This window comes from Paenibacillus sp. J45TS6 (assembly GCF_018403285.1).
Lineage (GTDB): Bacteria > Bacillota > Bacilli > Paenibacillales > Paenibacillaceae > Paenibacillus.
Map to the genome: position 1 here is coordinate 369,319 of NZ_BOSJ01000003.1, position 17,872 is coordinate 387,190.

A 17,872-nucleotide genomic window follows, 5' to 3' on the forward strand; every position below is an offset into this window, starting at 1 on the left:
CATGAAAAAGGATGATTCCTTTATCGGAATGGTCCTTTTATGTGTGTTATTGCCGAGGAAGTTTAGAAGCATAAGTAACTCTCATTTGCTGAAGATGAGTTAGTTTATCTACATGATGTTCCGGCAGGCTCATCCCAATATGTAAAATCAAATTTTCAATTACATACATAGGAGCGATCATCGAATGAAATTCCCAAACTTCTCCGCGCCCCGCATAAAGAACAAGATCTGCATGATCTAACCTCGGATAGATGAAACGATCTGTGATCAGGATGATACGGTAATGAGCTTCACGCGCATGATCCATAATGACTTCAATTTCGGGCAGAAGATGAACAAATCCGAATACAAGAATGACATCCTTCTCACCTGCATGCATGAGCGTCTCCAATAGTTCGTGACCGCTTGCCGCCATTAGTTGAATGCCTATTCCAAAACGTCGTAACCGAAAAGCAAACAGTTCTGCCAGCGAAATACAAGGTCCAGGGCTATATACATACACTTGCCTTGCCTGTTGGATCATGGCGGATGCCTCTTTCAAAAGTTCAGGAGAAAGCCTCTTACTCGTCTCCTCCAAGTGGTGCAAGCAGCTATTTAGCAGCATCTCCGGCAGTGAAAGTTCCTTTACTAGGTTCATCGTTTCTTGAAGTTTAATCGCGGGTGATGTTTCCAGTCGAAATCGAAGTCTTGCTTTAAATTGTTTGGCGTTCACAAATCCAACCGCTTTCCAAAACCTCGAAACAGAAGCGATGCTAATTCCAAGTTCATCTGCCATTTCTTGTTCAGTCAAATAGAGTACACGCTGTTCATTGCGCTGAATAAATTCCGCAAGCAGCCTTTGATTCGTCGAAAATGATTTCTTATTCCAATTCTCATACATGCTCATCCCACCTCAAAGGTTATTCTATTTCTCTACCTTACAGGTGAAATGTCATGTAAATATTTTTACATCATTAAAAATAATGAAAAAAAGTTAACACAGCGTTGATAAAACTACAATTTAGCGTTAATCCCTCCTTCCTATAATGAGATTATATTATGAGATGTTAAGGGAGGATTTTATTAATGAGTACGTTGTCTACACGCTATACGCTGACACAATCTCAAAAAATGATGATTTTTGTACTGTCGATGTCTTTGTATGGCTTGTCTAACATGTTCACCGAGCTCATACCCAGCATACAGCTAGGACCGATTGAATTGTCCGTTGAGTATTTCGCATTTATTCCACTCACCCTTTGTATGCTGTTTCATCCACTTTATGCAGCGGTAGGTGCGTCTGTTGGAGAAATCATCTTTGGAGAGCTGATGCTGGGTCAATTCGGAGGAATTGGTGAAGTGGAAAAATTCATTACATTCTCCCTTGCTATGTATACAGCTGGTCGAATGGTGTCAGATCCGACGAATAAACGGCAGGTGGGTATCGCCGCAATGACAGGAGTTGCTATCCATCAATTGCTGAGTGCAATCGTTGATGTTGTTAAGGTATGGGTTGGTGTAGAGGAACTTGAAGCAGTTCAAGGACTAGCCGAAAGTATTGTAATCATTGAAGGTGTCGGATTCCTTAATGATGTTTTATTCTCTGGTATTTTGTTTGCTCTGCTGCCGACACTGTATTTGGTTCCACGTCTATATGGCAAAATCGAACCGCTTCTTGGGATGAGACCGCGCCATAAAAATACGAAATATGAAATGTCCAATTGGTTGTCCCCCAAATTTGTCATTATAGGCGTAGTACTTGCACTCGTTGCCGTCGGTGCTGAAATTATGTCCGAAACGGATTGGAGTTTTGGGGAATGGGAGCTTCCGTTTGCAGAATCTTCAGAAAGCACACTGATCTGGGTTAGCATTGCAGCAGCAGCTGTGATTGCTATCGTCACAATCTTTATCCTTCGCAGTAAGGCTGGAAAATCTTCGAACAGGACGGATACGAAAAATGCGTGAGCCTTTAATCGAATTATCACATGTTTCTTTTACATATCCCGGGTCTGACCAGCCTGTCTTGAGTGATGTATCGTTAACACTGCATAGGGGAGATTTCACAGCGATTATTGGAAGTAACGGTTCAGGGAAGTCCACCCTTTGTAAATTGTTTAATGGTCTGATTCCTCATTATTACACAGGAGATTACTTCGGAGAGTCGAAAATATGCGGACAATCGTCTGAGACCAGTAGTGTAGCGGAATTATCTAGAAAAGTAGGATACGTATATCAAGATTTCGAGAATCAACTGGTTCGTCCTACCGTACTTGATGATGTCGTCTTTACCCCACTCAACTATGGTTATGCTGACTATCAAGCTCGAGGCCAAAAAGCGCTGATGATGATGGGGCTATCTAATGTGAAAGATGAGTTTATCTGGTCACTCAGCGGCGGGCAAAAGCATCTGCTTGCACTTGCAGGTGCGCTTGCCATGGATCCCGACATTTTAGTGATTGATGAGCCGATATCACAGCTTGATCCACAGCATGCGAGGCATATCTATGATATTTTAAAACGCTTAAACGAAGATTATGGCAAAACCATTGTTGTCATCGAACATCATGCCGAATTTATCGCTGACTATTGTAAGGAAGTTGTTCTTATGGATCAAGGAGCAGTCGCATGGAAGCGTCCAACTCGGGAAGCTCTATCTTCTGTAGACACATTACTCCGACTTGGGATCTATCCGCCACAAGTGACCCAGGCGGCATGGTTGGATTTGAAGACTCGTGAATCATTACCAAAAGAGGGAACTTCGCTCCCGATTCGTATAACAGAAGGAGAACATTGGTTTCATTCGCGGCCCGTTACCTTGACTCTTCAGAACACAGAAAAACCAGAAGTGGTTACAGAATCTGGTGCTCGGAAAAAAGTAGTTGTGGCAGAAGATGTTCGTTTATCATACCGTACCATTCATAAGAAGATGCACCCTGTCCTGGATGGAGTGAATGTAACTCTGCATTCTGGTGAAGCGGTTGCGATTATCGGCAATAACGGTGCAGGGAAATCATCCTTACTTAAACTGATCGCAGGAATAGTGAAACCTACAGGCGGATACTTAAATGTGAATGGATTTTCGCTAAAAGGAATGAGCCCGGAGCGAATGGCAGGACATGTATCTTATGTATATCAGAACCCCGAAGAGATGTTTATTGAGGACTCCGTTGAAAAAGAAGTCGGTTATTATGTTCATGCACACCGTCTGCCGGATGCGGAAGAACGTATTCATAACGTACTAGAAAGTTTCCGTCTTACTGGACTTAAAGATCGGGACGCAAGATTGCTCAGCGGGGGTCAGCAGCGGCGGGTAGCTTTAGCGATTGGAGCCGCTATACAACCATCCATTATGCTTCTTGATGAACCGACGGCAAATTTGGATATTGCAACAAAGCAGGAAATGCTCAGTGTACTCTCTACTTTGAAATCACATGTAGAGACGGTCGCTATCGCAACTCATGACATGCAGCTTGTGGCGGAGTGGGCAAGCCGGATCATTGTGATGCATCAGGGGGTTGTCATTGCAGATGGTACGAAGGAACAAATCTTTGAAGATGCAAGGCTGCTTGAACGAGCGGGTCTGCTTCCTACGCAGCTCATGGAACTTAGCCGGTGTCTTGGATTGCCAAAAATCTGTTACTCACTGGATGAATTCATTTCATTTTACACATCTAGAGAACAATCTCAACCGGAAGGAGAGGATACCGCGTGGAAATCGTCAAAAAGACACTTGACCGCATATCTGTAGAACGAATCAAGCTGGAATTACTCGGTACGGCTTATGGTAATTCCACCACATTTATTGGAAGGCTTGATCCGCGTACGCTTTTATCTTGGTATTTGTTTTTTGCCATTGTTCCCTGGTTTATTCATAACCGGACGATTCTAATCGGCATGTTCGTATTTATGGTGTGTATGACGGCGTTATCTCGCGTTAGTTCGATCCTTATTTTCATATTATGTTTAGGACTCGTGGGTCAAGTAGGATGGATGTTCTTATTCTCGATGCTATTTGGAGGCGATCTATCCTCCCTTTTACCGCTCCTTACGCTAACACTGAAGTTATCGGTCATTTCACTTGCCAGTATCGCTGTATTTTCAAGTATGGATCCGGAAAAATTAAGTGATGGCTTGTCCGCTCTTGGTGTACCAGATACATTCTCATTTAGTTTGTCATACGGGTACCGCATTCTACCTACTCTATTAGAAGAGTTTCATCAGATTCTGTTGTCTTTCCGTTTAAGAGGAAGGTCTCCCGAACGGCCCGGTTTTCTCTACATTCGGGTTATCATTTATTATCTGCGCCTGACGGTACTTTGTTTCTATCCACTGATGCTAAATACGGCCAAACGTTCCAGAACAACAGTTGAAGCACTTGAAACACGCGGGTTTACTTATGGGCTTAATAACCGTGAAGTAAAGAAGATGAGATTATCCTATCTTAAACTCGGCATGCTAGATTTGTATTTCATTGCATTCTCTATCCTTTATATTACCTGGTTGTTCTGGTTCGGTCTGAAATTTCCATCCATTTTGTATTAATTGATATGAACATATTTAGAAGGAGATGAAGTAACATGTTAATCGATTTACACACCCACGGAAAACTATCCAAACAATCTGATTTCTCACTGGATTATTTTCACGAAATGATGCAAGAAGCAAAATTGAACGGGGTAGATGCTGTAGCTTTAACCGAACATTTTAACACGAAAAATTATGGGGCGATGTATGAAGCACTTGATTCCGCATTCCCTTATAATGGTCACTACTATGAAGCCCATGGGGTTCGGGTATTCCCAGGAATTGAAGTAGATATAAGAGAAACAGGACATATTCTGCTGATTGGTAAAAAAGAAGAAATCTTAGCGATTCGAGCGGAACTGGAGCCCTTTACATCTAAAGAAAACTTCATTCCATTTGCACAGCTGCTAAAGCTTGCTGACACTTATCATGTATTTAAAATAGGAGGGCATCCATTCCGAGATTCAACTCCGCTGCATCAATTAAATAGAGATCTGCTCATCCAATTAGACGCGCTGGATCTCAATGCAAAAGATTTATACAAACAAGGAGTAGAAGTGAATCGTCAGAAATTAGAACCGTTTGCTGAGGAGCTTGGTCTTCCCATTGTTGCAGGGAGCGATACTCATCAGTGTCTCCAATATGGAAGTGTTGTGAATCGTTTTGACGAACCAATCGATACGGTTGAAGATTTAAAACGAGCAATTCAGAGCCAAAGATATGAGATCCAGATTTCCGAAGCACTTGATATAAAAGTCAAAGCATCTGTGATGCTGAAGAAAGTACTCAAACAATTAAAAGGTGAACCGCCCTCACGCGAAGAGTTGGAGGAAGTAGGCATCGGCTAAATTGGTGAGTAAAAAATGGTAGGCTAACTAGAGTAAGTTAGCTGTCTACCAACTGGCCTAATCGAATTTGATTAGGCAGACTGCAGGCAAACTAGCTTAAACTAGTTTACCTGCAGTCTTTTTTATTTTTAGTATGTAGTAAAATACTTATGTAACTGATGTAACTAGGAATACAATAAAAACGTTTATTAATTGAAGTGAAATGTATACGATAAAGGGATATAAGACACAATTTGGAATCACCAAGGACAACTCGTAAGGTTATAGAGGGGAGGAAACTTATTAATGGATGCTACTATTACATGGGTGATTTTGTTTGTCGGGATTATGGAACGAATACTCCACTTATGGCTGGTAGAAGATGACCCAGAGTGTATAACAGAAACTTCCGGTAAGAACGTTTATAGATGGGGCAGCATTTTACTGATTATAAGTGGAGTAACAGCTATTTTTTTATGGGAGCAGGGATCACTGGAATTTATTTGGATTATTTTTGCAACTGTGTTTTTAATATTTCGTGCATTTATGGAATGGAGATTCATTCGAGAAGAGAGGGAGCATGTTGTAACTCTGATGACCGTGGTTATTCAAAGCATTTGTTTTCTGGTATTTGTCAGTTGAAGTAAAGCTATGATGAGGGTGTGTTAATGTGACGTTTAGTACATTGGTTATATTATTCGTGTTCATAGTACTTATTCTTGCTGTTCCGTTTGTACGATTTGTAAGAAGAAAATTAGCTCCTACATTTGCAGGTTTCACAAAACGAACAAAATACATATATTCCATACTTGTGATGATCGTACTTCTTTACCAAATCAGTTTTTTACTTGTCTTTTTAACAGACCAATTATATAAACTGACAGAGCCGTGGGCCAATCTATATTGGGGTAGTGCTGGGATACTCGGAATAGTGATCGGCATGATTGGAGTCAATTTCCGTTCAAAAACTGTTTTGCTATGTTCTATCTTTCAAATGATCTTAGGTATTCTACTTTTGATGTTATTTGTTATGTTAGCTGGAATAACTTCGATGTGAGTTTATTAAAATTAAACCTTTAAGAGTAACGAAAACCACAAAAGATTGTGGTTTTTTTATGATTGTAAACCAAAAATAATAATTACGGGTTTACAATAAAGGGACATGAAGATATAATTCTATTACATTAGATGTCGGCTCTAATAGAATAATTGTTTCACAATGATATCGGAGGTATTCACTTGAAGACAAAAGAAATGGTATTCGCTGCATTATTCGCAGCATTTATAGGCGTGCTCGGGATGCTTCCGCCAATTCCCCTAGGATTTATCCCCGTTCCAATTACTGCCCAGACACTTGGTGTTATGCTGGCAGGATGCTTTTTAGGGAGGAAGACGGCTGGAATAAGTTTGATTTTATTTATCGTATTAGTTGCTTTAGGTTTACCGCTATTATCTGGAGGACGTGGAGGATTAGCCGCTTTAATAGGACCGGGGGCAGGATACATACTAAGCTGGCCCATTGCCGCATTCTGTATAGGATATATGACGGAGAAGGTATGGGGAAAGCTGAAAACATGGAAATTATTTATGATTAATGTTGTTTTTGGTGTCTTGCTTGTTAGTTTAATTGGTGCACCCGTTATGGCGCTCGTAACGAATACATCAATTTGGGCTGGCCTTATAGGTGCTCTGGCATTCATACCAGGAGATTGTATCAAAGCTCTGATTGCAGCATTCGTTGCGGTTCAATTAAAAACGATTAGTCCCATTGAAGATAAAGTCCATCGATCTTAAAAAAACGGAATTTTAAGTCATAAATAGGTGTGATGAATTTGAATATAGTAAAGGCGATATTGGAATGCGGGAAGCATCAGCCTGATAAAATTGCTTTAGTTCATAATGAGAATAGTCTTTCTTACTCTGAATTGGTAACAAGGATCAAAAAAGTAGCTCATGGCTTTAAGCAGAAGGGTTTCCATCATGATAAGATTGCAATTTTATCAACGAATCGTATAGAATTCGTAGAAGTTTTTCTTGGTATCATCTATGCAGGATGTGTTCCTATCCCTCTAGATCCAAAATGGAGCCAGTCGGAGGTTAACACCATCCTACAGCAATGCGATCCTCGTATGATTTTTACGGAGGAAGCCTATACGAGAAATCTACGCATGTCCGATAATGAGATCCCGCTCCTCACCTTTTCACATGAAGAAACGTGCTCCTATGCCGGTTGGATTGATTCTTTGAACCCGGCAGCCGAAGTGGATGAAACAAACGAATTATTATTTATCGCTTTCACATCAGGTACAACAGGGGTGCCCAAGGGATACATGCGCACTCATTTGTCTTGGATGAAAAGCTTTGAAGCAACAAGCGAAGCTTTTGAGTTTCATAACATGGAACATATTATGGCGCCCGGTCCCTTTGTACACTCTTTGTCACTATTTGCTTTAATGCAGAGTCTGGTAAGTGGAGCAACCTTTCATATCGTAGAGCATTTCCATGCAAAAAAGGTGCTGGAGCTATGTGAAAATATTCCGGGCATGATTCTGTTTGTTGTTCCTACGATGATTGAATCGATGATGCGGGAGGCCATCCCAGGTAGGGCATACATGCAAGCGCTGATCAGTTCGGGAGGGAAATGGTCGGAAGGATCCAAAAAAAGATCCATGGAGGTTTTTGGTGGAGCAAAAATGTACGAATTTTATGGTTCCTCTGAAGCGAGCTATATTAGTTATATCGATGTATATGCAGAAAATAAACCGAATTCGGTTGGTAAACCATTTAGAGGCGTAGAAATCTCTATACGTGATGAGCATTTTAAAGAATTGCCCGTAGGAGAGATTGGACAGCTATATATCCGAAGTGAAATGATGTTCTCAGGATATTATGGATTACCTGACGAAACAGCAAATGTCTTCCGTGATGGGTGGCTCATGCTTGGAGATTATGTTTCTATAGATGAAAATGGATATTTACACCTGGCTGGCCGTGCAAAAAATATGATCGTATCCGGGGGCCTGAACGTTTTTGCAGAGGAAGTCGAATCCGTTATGCAGCTCATTCCGGCGATTGAAGAAGTAATGGTGTTTGGGCAGCCTGATGACTATTGGGGAGAACAGGTGACGGCACTTATACAATGGAGCGGAGAAGAACACTTGTCTCTAAAAGAAATTAAAGAGCATTGCCGTAGGTACTTAGCCAGCTACAAAGCTCCAAAACAGCTTATTACAGTAGATCAATTCATCTATACTAGCAGCGGGAAGATCGCTCGCCATGAGATGAAGGAATACATGAGAAGAGTGATGCTATGAAAGAGGCTGTTGTTGTCATGGCAAAACGTACGCCTATTGGTAAGATGGGCGGATTATTATGTGAACTGGAACCAGAGTCATTATTAGCACCGCTTATTCAGCATATTGTCACTGAAACAAACCTGCAGAGCGACCTCATTGATGATGTTATTATTGGCAATGTGGTGGGACCAGGAGGTAATATTGCACGAGTGGCTGCACTTGCAGCGGGGCTTCCTGTCACAGTGCCAGGTGTCACGATTGATCGGCAGTGTGGTTCTGGCTTAGAAGCGATTAATATAGCAGCCAGACTCATTCAGAGTGGTGCGGGTGAAGTCTATCTAGCAGGCGGGACCGAAAGTACCAGCCGGGCTCCATGGAGAATGACCAAGCCGCAAACCTTGATGGGTGTCCCGCAGCTGTATACGCGTGCTCCGTTTACTCCAAGTGCGTATGGCGATCCGGATATGGGCATAGCAGCGGAGAATGTAGCTGAAAAGTTTCAGATTTCCAGAGAAGCACAGGATGAGTATGCTTTAAAAAGCCATCAGAAGGCGATTCATTCACAGCAATCCGGCAGATTTATTGAGGAGATTGTTCCGATCGAAGTGGCTGGAAAGCTCATGGGCACCGATGAATGTCCGAGAGCCAACACGAGCATGGAAAAGCTGCGGAAATTGCCGCCTATTTTTCTGGATCAAGGTACGGTTACGGCCGGAAACGCTTGTCCGATGAATGATGGGGCTGCGCTAGTTCTAATCATGTCCCTCAATAAATGTACTGAACTTAAATTAAAGCCTATCTTGCGCATTGTGGATACTCAGGCAGCAGGGGTAGATCCTCATTATTTAGGGATTGGGCCCGTTCCAGCTGTTCAAAAATTGGTAAACCGTCAGCAGCTGACAGTGGACGATTTAGATATTGTTGAATTCAATGAAGCCTTTGCTTCTCAAGTATTGGCCTCATTAAAAGAGCTTCAGATCCCCGAGGAAAAGGTCAACCGTGGTGGCGGGGCGCTGGCTTTAGGCCATCCTTACGGTGCATCCGGTGCTATTTTAATGACGCGACTATGCGCTGAAATGCTGCGAAAACCTTTCAAACGCGGGCTTGCTACACTTGGTATTGGCGGAGGAATTGGTCTTGCCACTTTAGTGGAGGCGGTGGAATGAATGAGCTTCATAAGCGGATTTATGTATCTGCAGAGTCGATAACTCGGTATGCGAAGAGCATCGAATTCCCCGTGCCAACATCAAGTGGTGAGTTGATTGCTCCAGCCACAATGCCGATTATTTTTTGGAGTGAATTTGATATTCCGTGGCTCCCTATGAACGGACCTCTAATTCATGGATCACAGCAATTTAGCTACGAGGCTCCACTTACGGCGGGTATGACTCTGGATTGTGAATTATCGTTACAAAAAGTAGAGAAAAAAGCTGGGCGTCATGGGAATTTGACCTTGTATACTCATAGACTCGTGTGTACCAGTGAGAACAAACTTATCGTTACAGCAGAAACGGTATTAATCTCCGTAGGTGATGGAATATGAAAAAGCGAATTACAGCTGACCATGTTCAGCAGTATGCTGCTGCCTCTAAAGATAGAGCTGCCATTCATTTGAATGCTGAAGCTGCAGCCAGGGCCGGTTATAAACGGCCAATTGTACATGGAATGTACATTATGGGTATTGCACAGTCCTTGTATTTAGCGGACCATCCAGCTCAGTGGATCAAAACCTGCAACATGAAATTTATCAATCCACTATTAACAGATACGTTAGCAAGTTTTCACTTTGAAGTTTGCGCAGATCATATTGACATAACTGTTACAGCAGAAACTGGCGAAGTTATTGCGAAGGGCACTTTTTCAGTGGAAGAGAGGTTCTAATGGGTAAAACAGCTTTAATTACCGGATCGAGCAGGGGGATTGGAAGAAGTATTGCTCTTCAGCTTGGATTAAGCGGTTATCAGGTCGTTATCAATGGTACCAAACAAAGTCTTATAGATGAAGTGGTAAGAGAAGTTCAGAGCTCAGGAGGCGTGGCTACTGGATACTGTGCTAACGTTGCTGACCCATTAGCAGTTACTGCGATGGTAGACCATGTTGCAGCAAAGTATGGCAGGATAGATGTATTGATTCATTGTGCTGGTAACTTACATGACCAAAAGTGTATACGTATGACGGATCATGAGTGGAACTCGGTTATCGATGTCCATTTACATGGTGCATTCTATTGCACTCAGCGAGTATTGCCTTATATGACTCCATATGGAGGCGACATTCTGTTCATGACATCGACTGCCGGGTTATCAGGTTCTGTAGGACAGTTGAATTATAGTGCAGCAAAAGCCGGAGTGCTCGGCATGGTGTGGACTTTAGCTGCAGAGCTTGCGCGCTATCAGATACGGGTAAATGGTATTTCGCCTGCCGCATTAACGGATATGACTAGACCTGTAATTGAGCATGTAAAGGAAAAGTGCGCTAGGCGCAAAGAGTCATTTCCTGATTTCTGGAAAGTCGGTGATCCGGATGATGTCGCGCAATTCGCAGCCGCATTGCTGGCACAACCTGATCAGGATATAACAGGTGAAATTTTTGGAGTTAATGGTTCGAAGGTGACCCAATGGCAAAAGCCGGCACCTTCCTTTTTCGAAGACGGAATAGAGAGGTTTTTCACTGCTTGGCACCAGAAGAAGGGAACGAAATAGATGCTTATTTTTGATCATGTACATTTTTATTATCAACAAGAACAACAGGTCTTAGAAGACATAAGCTTTACCATTGAGTCAGGTGAGTTTGTGGCGATGGTTGGGGCTAACGGCAGCGGAAAATCTACGATAGCTAAGCTTATGGATGGATTGCTCTTGCCCAAGCAGGGCCAAGTGAAACTAGGTAATCTGAACACTTCAAATCGGGAAGATCTTGTGAACATTCATGAGCAAATCGGGATTGTTTTTCAAAATCCGGAGGATCAGTTTATCACCACAACGGTAATAGATGAGGTATTGTTTGGTCTTCAGAATATTCGGGTGCCTAGAGAAGAAATGGATCATCGTGTGGAGCATGCCCTACAAGCGGTTCATATGGAAGATTATAAAGAAGCGATGCCGCACCACCTGTCCGGAGGACAGAAACAGCGTGTCGCTATAGCGGCAATACTAGCTATGCGTCCTCAGCTGATTATTTTCGATGAAGCAACCTCCATGCTTGACCCGCTGGGGAGAAAACAAGTGCTGTCCATTATGAAGGAACTGCATAGTCAGGGTATGACCATTATTCATATTACCCATCATATGGATGAAGTACTATATGCCAAACGTGTACTCCTCTTACATCAAGGCCGTATTGAATATGATGGTGACCCGGAGACCTTTTTTAAAACCGTGCGGCTAGATGACTATCAACTGGCTATGCCCTTCTCCGTTCGACTACATCAAGGATTGAATCTACACACACCGCTTTCTGCAGATTGGAAGGAGATGATTCGTTCGGAATGGGATATGAATTAATAGATGTAACAGTGAAATATGGTGGACAAGCAGCTTTGAACCATGTCAGCTGTACGATTCACGAAGGTAAATGGATCTCCGTCATTGGACGAACGGGTGCGGGTAAGTCTACCTTTGTCAAAGTATTAAAGGGGCTGCTTCCTATGGTTGATGGAGAATATCGTATAAATGAGCAGACCGTCCCAAAAGATCGCAAAGGAAGGATGAAAGTAGTACCTGATATTGGTTTTGTTTTTCAGTATCCGGAACATCAAATGTTTGAGACGAGCGTTTATAAAGAACTCGCTTTTGGACCAAAGTTGCAGGGTTCTACTTCGCAGCAGATCGAACAGGCTGCTGAGTCCATACTTCCTGAGGTGGGTCTTACCCAGGATATTTTGTCATGCGCTCCATTTCAATTAAGCGGGGGACAAAAACGCCGTGTCGCGATTGCTTCTGTATTAATGATGAACCCAAAGCTGCTCATTTTGGACGAACCAACCGCGGGACTTGACCCCGTAAGCCGAGTCGCACTACTGAGGATGCTGAAAGAATGGCAGCAGAAAGGAAACAGGACTGTTGTTTTCGTGTCGCATCATATGGAGGATGTTGCTGAATATTCAGATGAGGTCATGGTGTTCCATGAGGGGCAATTAGTAGGGCATGAAGATACCACAACTTTGTTTTTAAACAAATCAGATCTGCTTGCAAAGGCAGGATTATCCTTACCTGAACCCGTGCAGTTCTTACATCTCATGGAACAATTACACGGACAAAAAATTACCGTAAAGAGCTGCAAGGAGCAGGAAATTTTCGCACAACTGCTGCCTATTTGGCATGCAAGGAGACTTACAAATGGTGAATAATATACTACTAGGAGAATACTCAGAGGGGGATTCGATTCTTCATCAATTAGATCCGCGAACCAAGCTTTTAAGTCTATTCGTGATCATGCTTAGCTTTCTGCTCCTGAATACATTTATTAGTTACGGGTTTGCAGTCATTTTCATCATAGGTATTATCCGATTATCCAAGGTCCCCTTTCGTGTTGTATTCAGAAGCATAAAACCGATTTTATTTATTTTGGCGTTCACTTTTTTCTTTCATGCGCTCACAACGGAAGGCGCTATTTTGTGGTCTTACTCTTTTATCAGTGTAACAGTGGAAGGACTGCTAAATGGAACGCGATTTGTCTTGCGAATCGTTTTACTAGTCTTACTCGCATCCATGTTAACGTTAACCACCAAACCGTTATCTTTGGCTCAGGGCTTGGAAAACCTGCTGTCCCCGTTATCTAAAATCGGTGTGCCAGTAGAACAGTTTTCACTTATGATTGTCATTGCGATTCGCTTTATTCCTACGATTATGCAGGAACTCGATCGCATACTTCTAGCACAGAAGGCAAGGGGGCATGATATAGCTTCTTTGTCATGGATGAAACGTATTTTCGCCTTTGTCCCCATTCTCGTACCGCTTATTTTTACGACCGTCAAACGCGCTGAACAGCTTACTTATGCGATTGATGCACGGGCTTATGGAAATGGGAAGGGAAGAACCGTTTATAAGCAACTTCAATTTAAGAGAATGGATGTGATAGTTGGAGGATTAACCATCCTGTTTCCCATGATTTTGCTGATGATTAAGATAGGGGGGGTATAAATGGATGTATACGGAGCTGTCGTAGACAATGCAACAAGATGTGTTCATTATCATACGGAGAAAGATATTATTGCGATTAAATTCAAATGCTGCAACCGATATTATCCATGTTATAAGTGTCATGAGGAACATGCTGATCACGCCATTCAGCGCTGGCGACAGGAACAGTTCAGTGAACTTGCAATCCTATGCGGAAATTGTCACACGGAATTGTCTATTACAGAGTATATGAAGACGGATAGCTGTCCACATTGCCAGGCTTTATTTAATGAAAGATGCGCTGCACATTATCACATCTATTTTGAAGAAAGAAACCGCCTGTGAGGGAAAAGTTTCTTTCTTTATTTTCCTACTGAACACGATCATAAAACTTTTGCCAATCTTTTTTTCCTACATGAATAAGATCGAGTACCGTCTTTTTTATGACAGTATGGATTGCTTCTCGAAAGAAACGCATTTCTTCACGAATTGCTGCTTCCACCAGGCCATTGGATTTTTCATAGTTTGTTCTTTGGATCCCGAGTTCAATTTGATGTTGTGCTTCATGATCATCTACCATATCAAGAAGATGATCAAAAGCGATAAGAACGTCTGCATGTAAACTTAACTTATTCTCTGTAATCATGAGATCTCTAAATTCTTGTAAACTTTTACGCATAAAGGGTCACTCCATTTTATCTTTCTAAGCAGGTTGCACAGGAAATCATTGAAGAATAATCTTTAATCATCAGCTAATTTAATGTTATTCTACATATGATGATATATACATAATAAATCAGGAAATGGAACATTTTTTAATGGTGGAGATTCAGGGCTAGCTAAATGACAGGGGGATAAAATATGGTTACATTAGATCCTATGAACCAAGAAGAGTTTCAGCAGTACATGCGTTATGCCATTAAAGATTATGCAAAAGATAAGATTATTTCTGGTAATTGGTCGGAAGAAGAAGCGATGGATCGCTCTGAGCAAGAATTTTCCAGACTATTGCCAAAAGGTGAGAAAACTGAATTTAATCATTTGTATTCCATCTTTGATGAAGAGCAGCTATTAGGAATGATATGGATTGCACCTGAGTCATCCACCAATTATAAAGAAGGCTTTATTTATGATTTTGTGATATGGGAGAAATATCAAGGGCAGGGATATGGCAAACAAGCCATGAAAGAAATCGAAATGAAAGCAAAAGAACTCGGCATGGAGAAAATTCGGCTTCACGTTTTTGGTCACAACCAAGTTGCACGAGGATTATATGAAAAGATGGGATATGAGATTACGAATATCAAAATGGCTAAGTCCATTTGAATAAAGAGACCGCTGACATAAGTGCCAGCGGTCTCTTTATTCAGAATTAGGGTCAGAAATTTCAAGTTACAAATGTAAATATGAAATGAGAGAACGTAACTTCTAAACACCTAGATATTCTTTAATCCCCTCTACAATTGCCTGTGCTGCTTTATCTTGTACAGCTTCTGTAAAGAGTGCTTCTTCTTCTGCTAGGTTACTAAGGAATCCAATCTCCAGCAGTGCGGCGGCCATCGTTGTTTCTCTGATTACTTGATAATTCCCTTCTTTAACACCGCGGTCTTTAAAACCGAGCGCCTTTACAAGATGTTTATGAATAACCTTTGCTAAATCTTTACTGCTGCTTCGCTGATAATAATAGGATTCGGTCCCGCTAGCTTGAGGGGAGGCTAGGACACTATTCCCATGAATCGATACAAATATATCTGCTTTTAATTGATTCGCTAAGGCTACTCGTTCCGTCCGGGTAGGGTATACATCTTCATCACGAGTCATAACTACATTGATCTGCGTTTCATTTTCTAATAAAGCTTCTACTTTTAAGGCTAAAGCTAAAGTAAAGTCTTTTTCATGTGTATTTGTAATACCGATTGTACCTGGATCGCTGCCACCATGACCGGGATCGATTACAACGGTTTTACGTCCCGAATTGTCAACCGGTGGAACAGGAAGAGGGAGCGGAACAGCAGTGTTATTTTCATCTGCTTCCGTTACATCGACAACGAGTGTATTTGATTCCATTTCTGTCTGAAACTCAAAAGGAATTTCTTCGTCGGCAACGATAACAATTCGAACAACTTCAGGATCACGACTGAATAAGGAATATCTCACCTCAGAAACACTGGAGTATCCGCTAACATCCAGTTTACCTATCGTCCCTATGTTTAAAGATTGTGAAAAGGAGCTTGAGAAAGTCGCGTTCGGGATATCGACCACAATCCGTTGAGGATTAGCGAGTGTAGATATAGAAGGTTTTACTTCCCCATCTAAAGATACGACGAGCTGGTTGTTAGCAAAATACATATCATTCACTTGTTTGACAGATTCCTCATAGGTTTCTCCCTCACTGCCATTTGAATCTGCTACAGGAATACTGCTTGTAAGCGTAACTACTTTATTCTTATTATCCCATTTCACAGCAAGTCCCATATTTTCACTTACAAACCGAAGCGGCACGACGACCGTTTTATTCAGGTTTCTCGGTGAAACCTCAAGCAGGGATGGGATGTCATTAATCAAGGCTTCTTTTTTATTCACGGTGAGCGTTAAGGTATCTGTATCGTTCTGAATTTTGACGCGTTTTATCTTTTGATCCCAGGTTACTTTAAAGTTCAAATTCTCTGCAACGACACGGATGGGAATCATGACCGAATTATTTATGATGCTCACTTGTGCATGGGAGGGCAGTTCGATTTCTTTACCATCAAGAATAATTTTAGCTTTAGGCGGATTACTGGAAGCATGCCCGATGCTTGGAAAAATACTGCATAATAATAAACTGAAAAGAAATAAAATCATTGTTTTTTTCATCGCGCACCTCAATATTTGAATAATAATCTTTTTATATGGACAATATTCAACATTTTACCATAATTATCCTGCTTTATTTACACGATAAAATCTTTTCCTTTCTTCGCGTCGAATGTTTGGGAATTGCTGAGTTACGGTATAGAAATAGTAGAGTCAATGAATTGGAGTTATATTTTTTAATTTAGTGCTGAAAGAGAAAGGGGTATTTTAAGATGAATCAAAAACAACTAGAACGAATGGGATCAGGAAAAGGATTTATTGCAGCGCTAGATCAAAGCGGAGGCAGTACTCCCAAAGCCTTGCTACAATACGGAGTAAAGGAAAATGAGTATCGTAATGAAGAAGAGATGTATACACTCGTTCACGAGATGAGAACACGGATTATAAAGAGTCCTGCTTTTTCTTCAGATTATATTTTAGGAGCGATCTTATTTGAAAATACAATGGATCGTAAAATAGACGGGAAATTTACTGGGGAGTATTTGTGGGAGGAGAAAGGAATTGTTCCATTTCTCAAGATTGATAAAGGACTGACTGATGAGAAAAATGGAGTTCAGCTCATGAAACCGATGCCTGAACTAGATCGTTTGCTTGACCGAGCAAATGAAAAAGGGATTTTTGGGACGAAGATGCGCTCCGTGATTAAAGAAGCGAATAAAGAAGCAATTAAAGAAGTCGTAGAGCAGCAATTCGAAGTTGCCAAGCAAATCTTGGCGAAAGGACTCATGCCGATTATCGAACCTGAAGTAGATATATATAGTGAAGATAAACAAAAATCCGAAGAAATTTTAAAAGAGGAATTACGCAAGCATCTGTCTACACTTGATGAGAATGTAAAAGTAATGCTGAAGCTCTCCTTGCCAAGCAAAGATAATTACTATAAGGAATTAGTCGATCATCCTCATGTTCTTCGAGTTGTGGCTTTATCTGGGGGGTATGAACGAGAAGAAGCGAATGAGAAATTGGCACGCAACCATGGAGTTATTGCAAGTTTCTCACGTGCCCTAGCGGAAAGTCTTGTTGCAGATCAGACAGATCAAGACTTCAATAAGCTGTTAACGAGTTCCGTAGAAACGATCTATAAAGCTTCTTTAACATAGAAAAATGTGAATGTCATCTCGAATGAAGATCCATTAATAACTTTACAGTCTAAAGCAGCCTCTATTAGGAGGTTGCTTTTTTTCGTATCTGAATTTCCAAAGAAGACCACTGATAATTAACGTAACAATTGGTTAGACATTCTTGTTCTTATCACCGGCAAGATTGTCTA

General features: G+C 41.5%; 20 protein-coding genes. 17 read left to right on the forward strand and 3 right to left on the reverse strand.

Features of this window, described 5'->3' with window-relative positions; all coding sequences use genetic code 11:
• Positions 1-46 precede the first annotated feature (46 nt).
• Positions 47-880 (reverse strand): MurR/RpiR family transcriptional regulator, encoded by an 834-nt coding sequence (locus KJS58_RS06775; protein WP_213531625.1) that lies wholly within the window; start codon positions 878-880, stop codon positions 47-49.
• A gap of 185 nt (positions 881-1,065) precedes the next feature.
• Here KJS58_RS06775 and KJS58_RS06780 point away from each other — a divergent pair, with 185 nt between their 5' ends.
• The 15 genes from KJS58_RS06780 to KJS58_RS06850 all read left to right on the forward strand — a co-directional run bounded on the left by KJS58_RS06780 (position 1,066) and on the right by KJS58_RS06850 (position 14,091).
• Positions 1,066-1,944, forward strand: a complete 879-nt coding sequence (locus KJS58_RS06780) for a DUF8171 family membrane protein (protein WP_213531627.1) — start codon at positions 1,066-1,068, stop codon at positions 1,942-1,944.
• Positions 1,937-3,727 (forward strand): ABC transporter ATP-binding protein, encoded by a 1,791-nt coding sequence (locus KJS58_RS06785; RefSeq protein ID WP_213531629.1) that lies wholly within the window; start codon positions 1,937-1,939, stop codon positions 3,725-3,727. The genes KJS58_RS06780 and KJS58_RS06785 overlap by 8 nt, the downstream gene beginning before the upstream one ends.
• A complete protein-coding gene (locus tag KJS58_RS06790) occupies positions 3,688-4,521 on the forward strand; it encodes an energy-coupling factor transporter transmembrane component T family protein (RefSeq protein WP_213531631.1) in 834 nt (277 codons plus the stop codon). The genes KJS58_RS06785 and KJS58_RS06790 overlap by 40 nt, the downstream gene beginning before the upstream one ends.
• Before the next feature lie 35 nt (positions 4,522-4,556).
• The gene (locus KJS58_RS06795) at positions 4,557-5,351 is read left to right on the forward strand and encodes a PHP-associated domain-containing protein (protein ID WP_213531633.1); all 795 of its coding nucleotides are present in this window, start codon (positions 4,557-4,559) and stop codon (positions 5,349-5,351) included.
• Between the two features lie 285 nt (positions 5,352-5,636).
• Entirely contained in the window at positions 5,637-5,972 is a 336-nt protein-coding gene (locus tag KJS58_RS06800; RefSeq protein WP_213531635.1) for a DUF4181 domain-containing protein, read from the forward strand.
• Positions 5,973-6,569: 597 nt separating this feature from the next.
• Entirely contained in the window at positions 6,570-7,124 is a 555-nt protein-coding gene (locus tag KJS58_RS06805) for a biotin transporter BioY (RefSeq protein ID WP_213531637.1), read from the forward strand.
• Positions 7,125-7,156: 32 nt separating this feature from the next.
• A complete protein-coding gene (locus KJS58_RS06810; RefSeq protein ID WP_213531640.1) occupies positions 7,157-8,644 on the forward strand; it encodes a class I adenylate-forming enzyme family protein in 1,488 nt (495 codons plus the stop codon).
• Complete coding sequence (locus KJS58_RS06815) at positions 8,641-9,792, forward strand: thiolase family protein (RefSeq protein WP_213531642.1); 1,152 nt, start codon at positions 8,641-8,643, stop codon at positions 9,790-9,792. Before KJS58_RS06810 ends, KJS58_RS06815 begins: the two co-directional genes overlap by 4 nt.
• Positions 9,789-10,169: an FAS1-like dehydratase domain-containing protein gene (locus KJS58_RS06820; protein WP_213531644.1), complete on the forward strand. Its 381-nt coding sequence runs from the start codon at positions 9,789-9,791 to the stop codon at positions 10,167-10,169. Before KJS58_RS06815 ends, KJS58_RS06820 begins: the two co-directional genes overlap by 4 nt.
• On the forward strand, positions 10,166-10,507 hold the full coding sequence (locus KJS58_RS06825; protein WP_213531646.1) for a MaoC family dehydratase: 342 nt from the start codon (positions 10,166-10,168) through the stop codon (positions 10,505-10,507). Before KJS58_RS06820 ends, KJS58_RS06825 begins: the two co-directional genes overlap by 4 nt.
• Positions 10,507-11,328 carry an SDR family NAD(P)-dependent oxidoreductase gene (locus tag KJS58_RS06830; protein WP_213531648.1) on the forward strand — a complete coding sequence of 274 codons (822 nt, stop codon included), beginning with the start codon at positions 10,507-10,509 and terminating at the stop codon, positions 11,326-11,328. Before KJS58_RS06825 ends, KJS58_RS06830 begins: the two co-directional genes overlap by 1 nt.
• Entirely contained in the window at positions 11,329-12,129 is an 801-nt protein-coding gene (locus KJS58_RS06835; RefSeq protein ID WP_213531650.1) for an energy-coupling factor transporter ATPase, read from the forward strand.
• Positions 12,114-12,974, forward strand: coding sequence for an ATP-binding cassette domain-containing protein (locus KJS58_RS06840; RefSeq protein WP_213531652.1), 861 nt, complete (start codon positions 12,114-12,116; stop codon positions 12,972-12,974). Before KJS58_RS06835 ends, KJS58_RS06840 begins: the two co-directional genes overlap by 16 nt.
• A complete protein-coding gene (locus tag KJS58_RS06845; RefSeq protein WP_213531654.1) occupies positions 12,964-13,767 on the forward strand; it encodes an energy-coupling factor transporter transmembrane component T family protein in 804 nt (267 codons plus the stop codon). The genes KJS58_RS06840 and KJS58_RS06845 overlap by 11 nt, the downstream gene beginning before the upstream one ends.
• Complete coding sequence (locus KJS58_RS06850) at positions 13,768-14,091, forward strand: CHY zinc finger protein (RefSeq protein ID WP_213531656.1); 324 nt, start codon at positions 13,768-13,770, stop codon at positions 14,089-14,091.
• 25 nt (positions 14,092-14,116) lie between these two features.
• On the opposite strand, the gene KJS58_RS06855 is transcribed toward KJS58_RS06850, so the two are convergent.
• Positions 14,117-14,425: a hypothetical protein gene (locus tag KJS58_RS06855; RefSeq protein WP_213531658.1), complete on the reverse strand. Its 309-nt coding sequence runs from the start codon at positions 14,423-14,425 to the stop codon at positions 14,117-14,119.
• Between the two features lie 182 nt (positions 14,426-14,607).
• Between KJS58_RS06855 and KJS58_RS06860 the strand changes: the two genes are divergently transcribed.
• Positions 14,608-15,072, forward strand: a complete 465-nt coding sequence (locus tag KJS58_RS06860; RefSeq protein ID WP_213531660.1) for a GNAT family N-acetyltransferase — start codon at positions 14,608-14,610, stop codon at positions 15,070-15,072.
• A gap of 102 nt (positions 15,073-15,174) precedes the next feature.
• Here the strand turns inward: KJS58_RS06860 and KJS58_RS06865 are convergent, their stop codons facing one another.
• Positions 15,175-16,602 (reverse strand): N-acetylmuramoyl-L-alanine amidase family protein, encoded by a 1,428-nt coding sequence (locus KJS58_RS06865; protein ID WP_213531663.1) that lies wholly within the window; start codon positions 16,600-16,602, stop codon positions 15,175-15,177.
• Positions 16,603-16,814: 212 nt separating this feature from the next.
• On the opposite strand from KJS58_RS06865, the gene KJS58_RS06870 reads away from it, so the two are divergent.
• Positions 16,815-17,702 carry a fructose bisphosphate aldolase gene (locus tag KJS58_RS06870; protein WP_213531665.1) on the forward strand — a complete coding sequence of 296 codons (888 nt, stop codon included), beginning with the start codon at positions 16,815-16,817 and terminating at the stop codon, positions 17,700-17,702.
• The last annotated feature ends 170 nt before the right edge of the window (positions 17,703-17,872 follow it).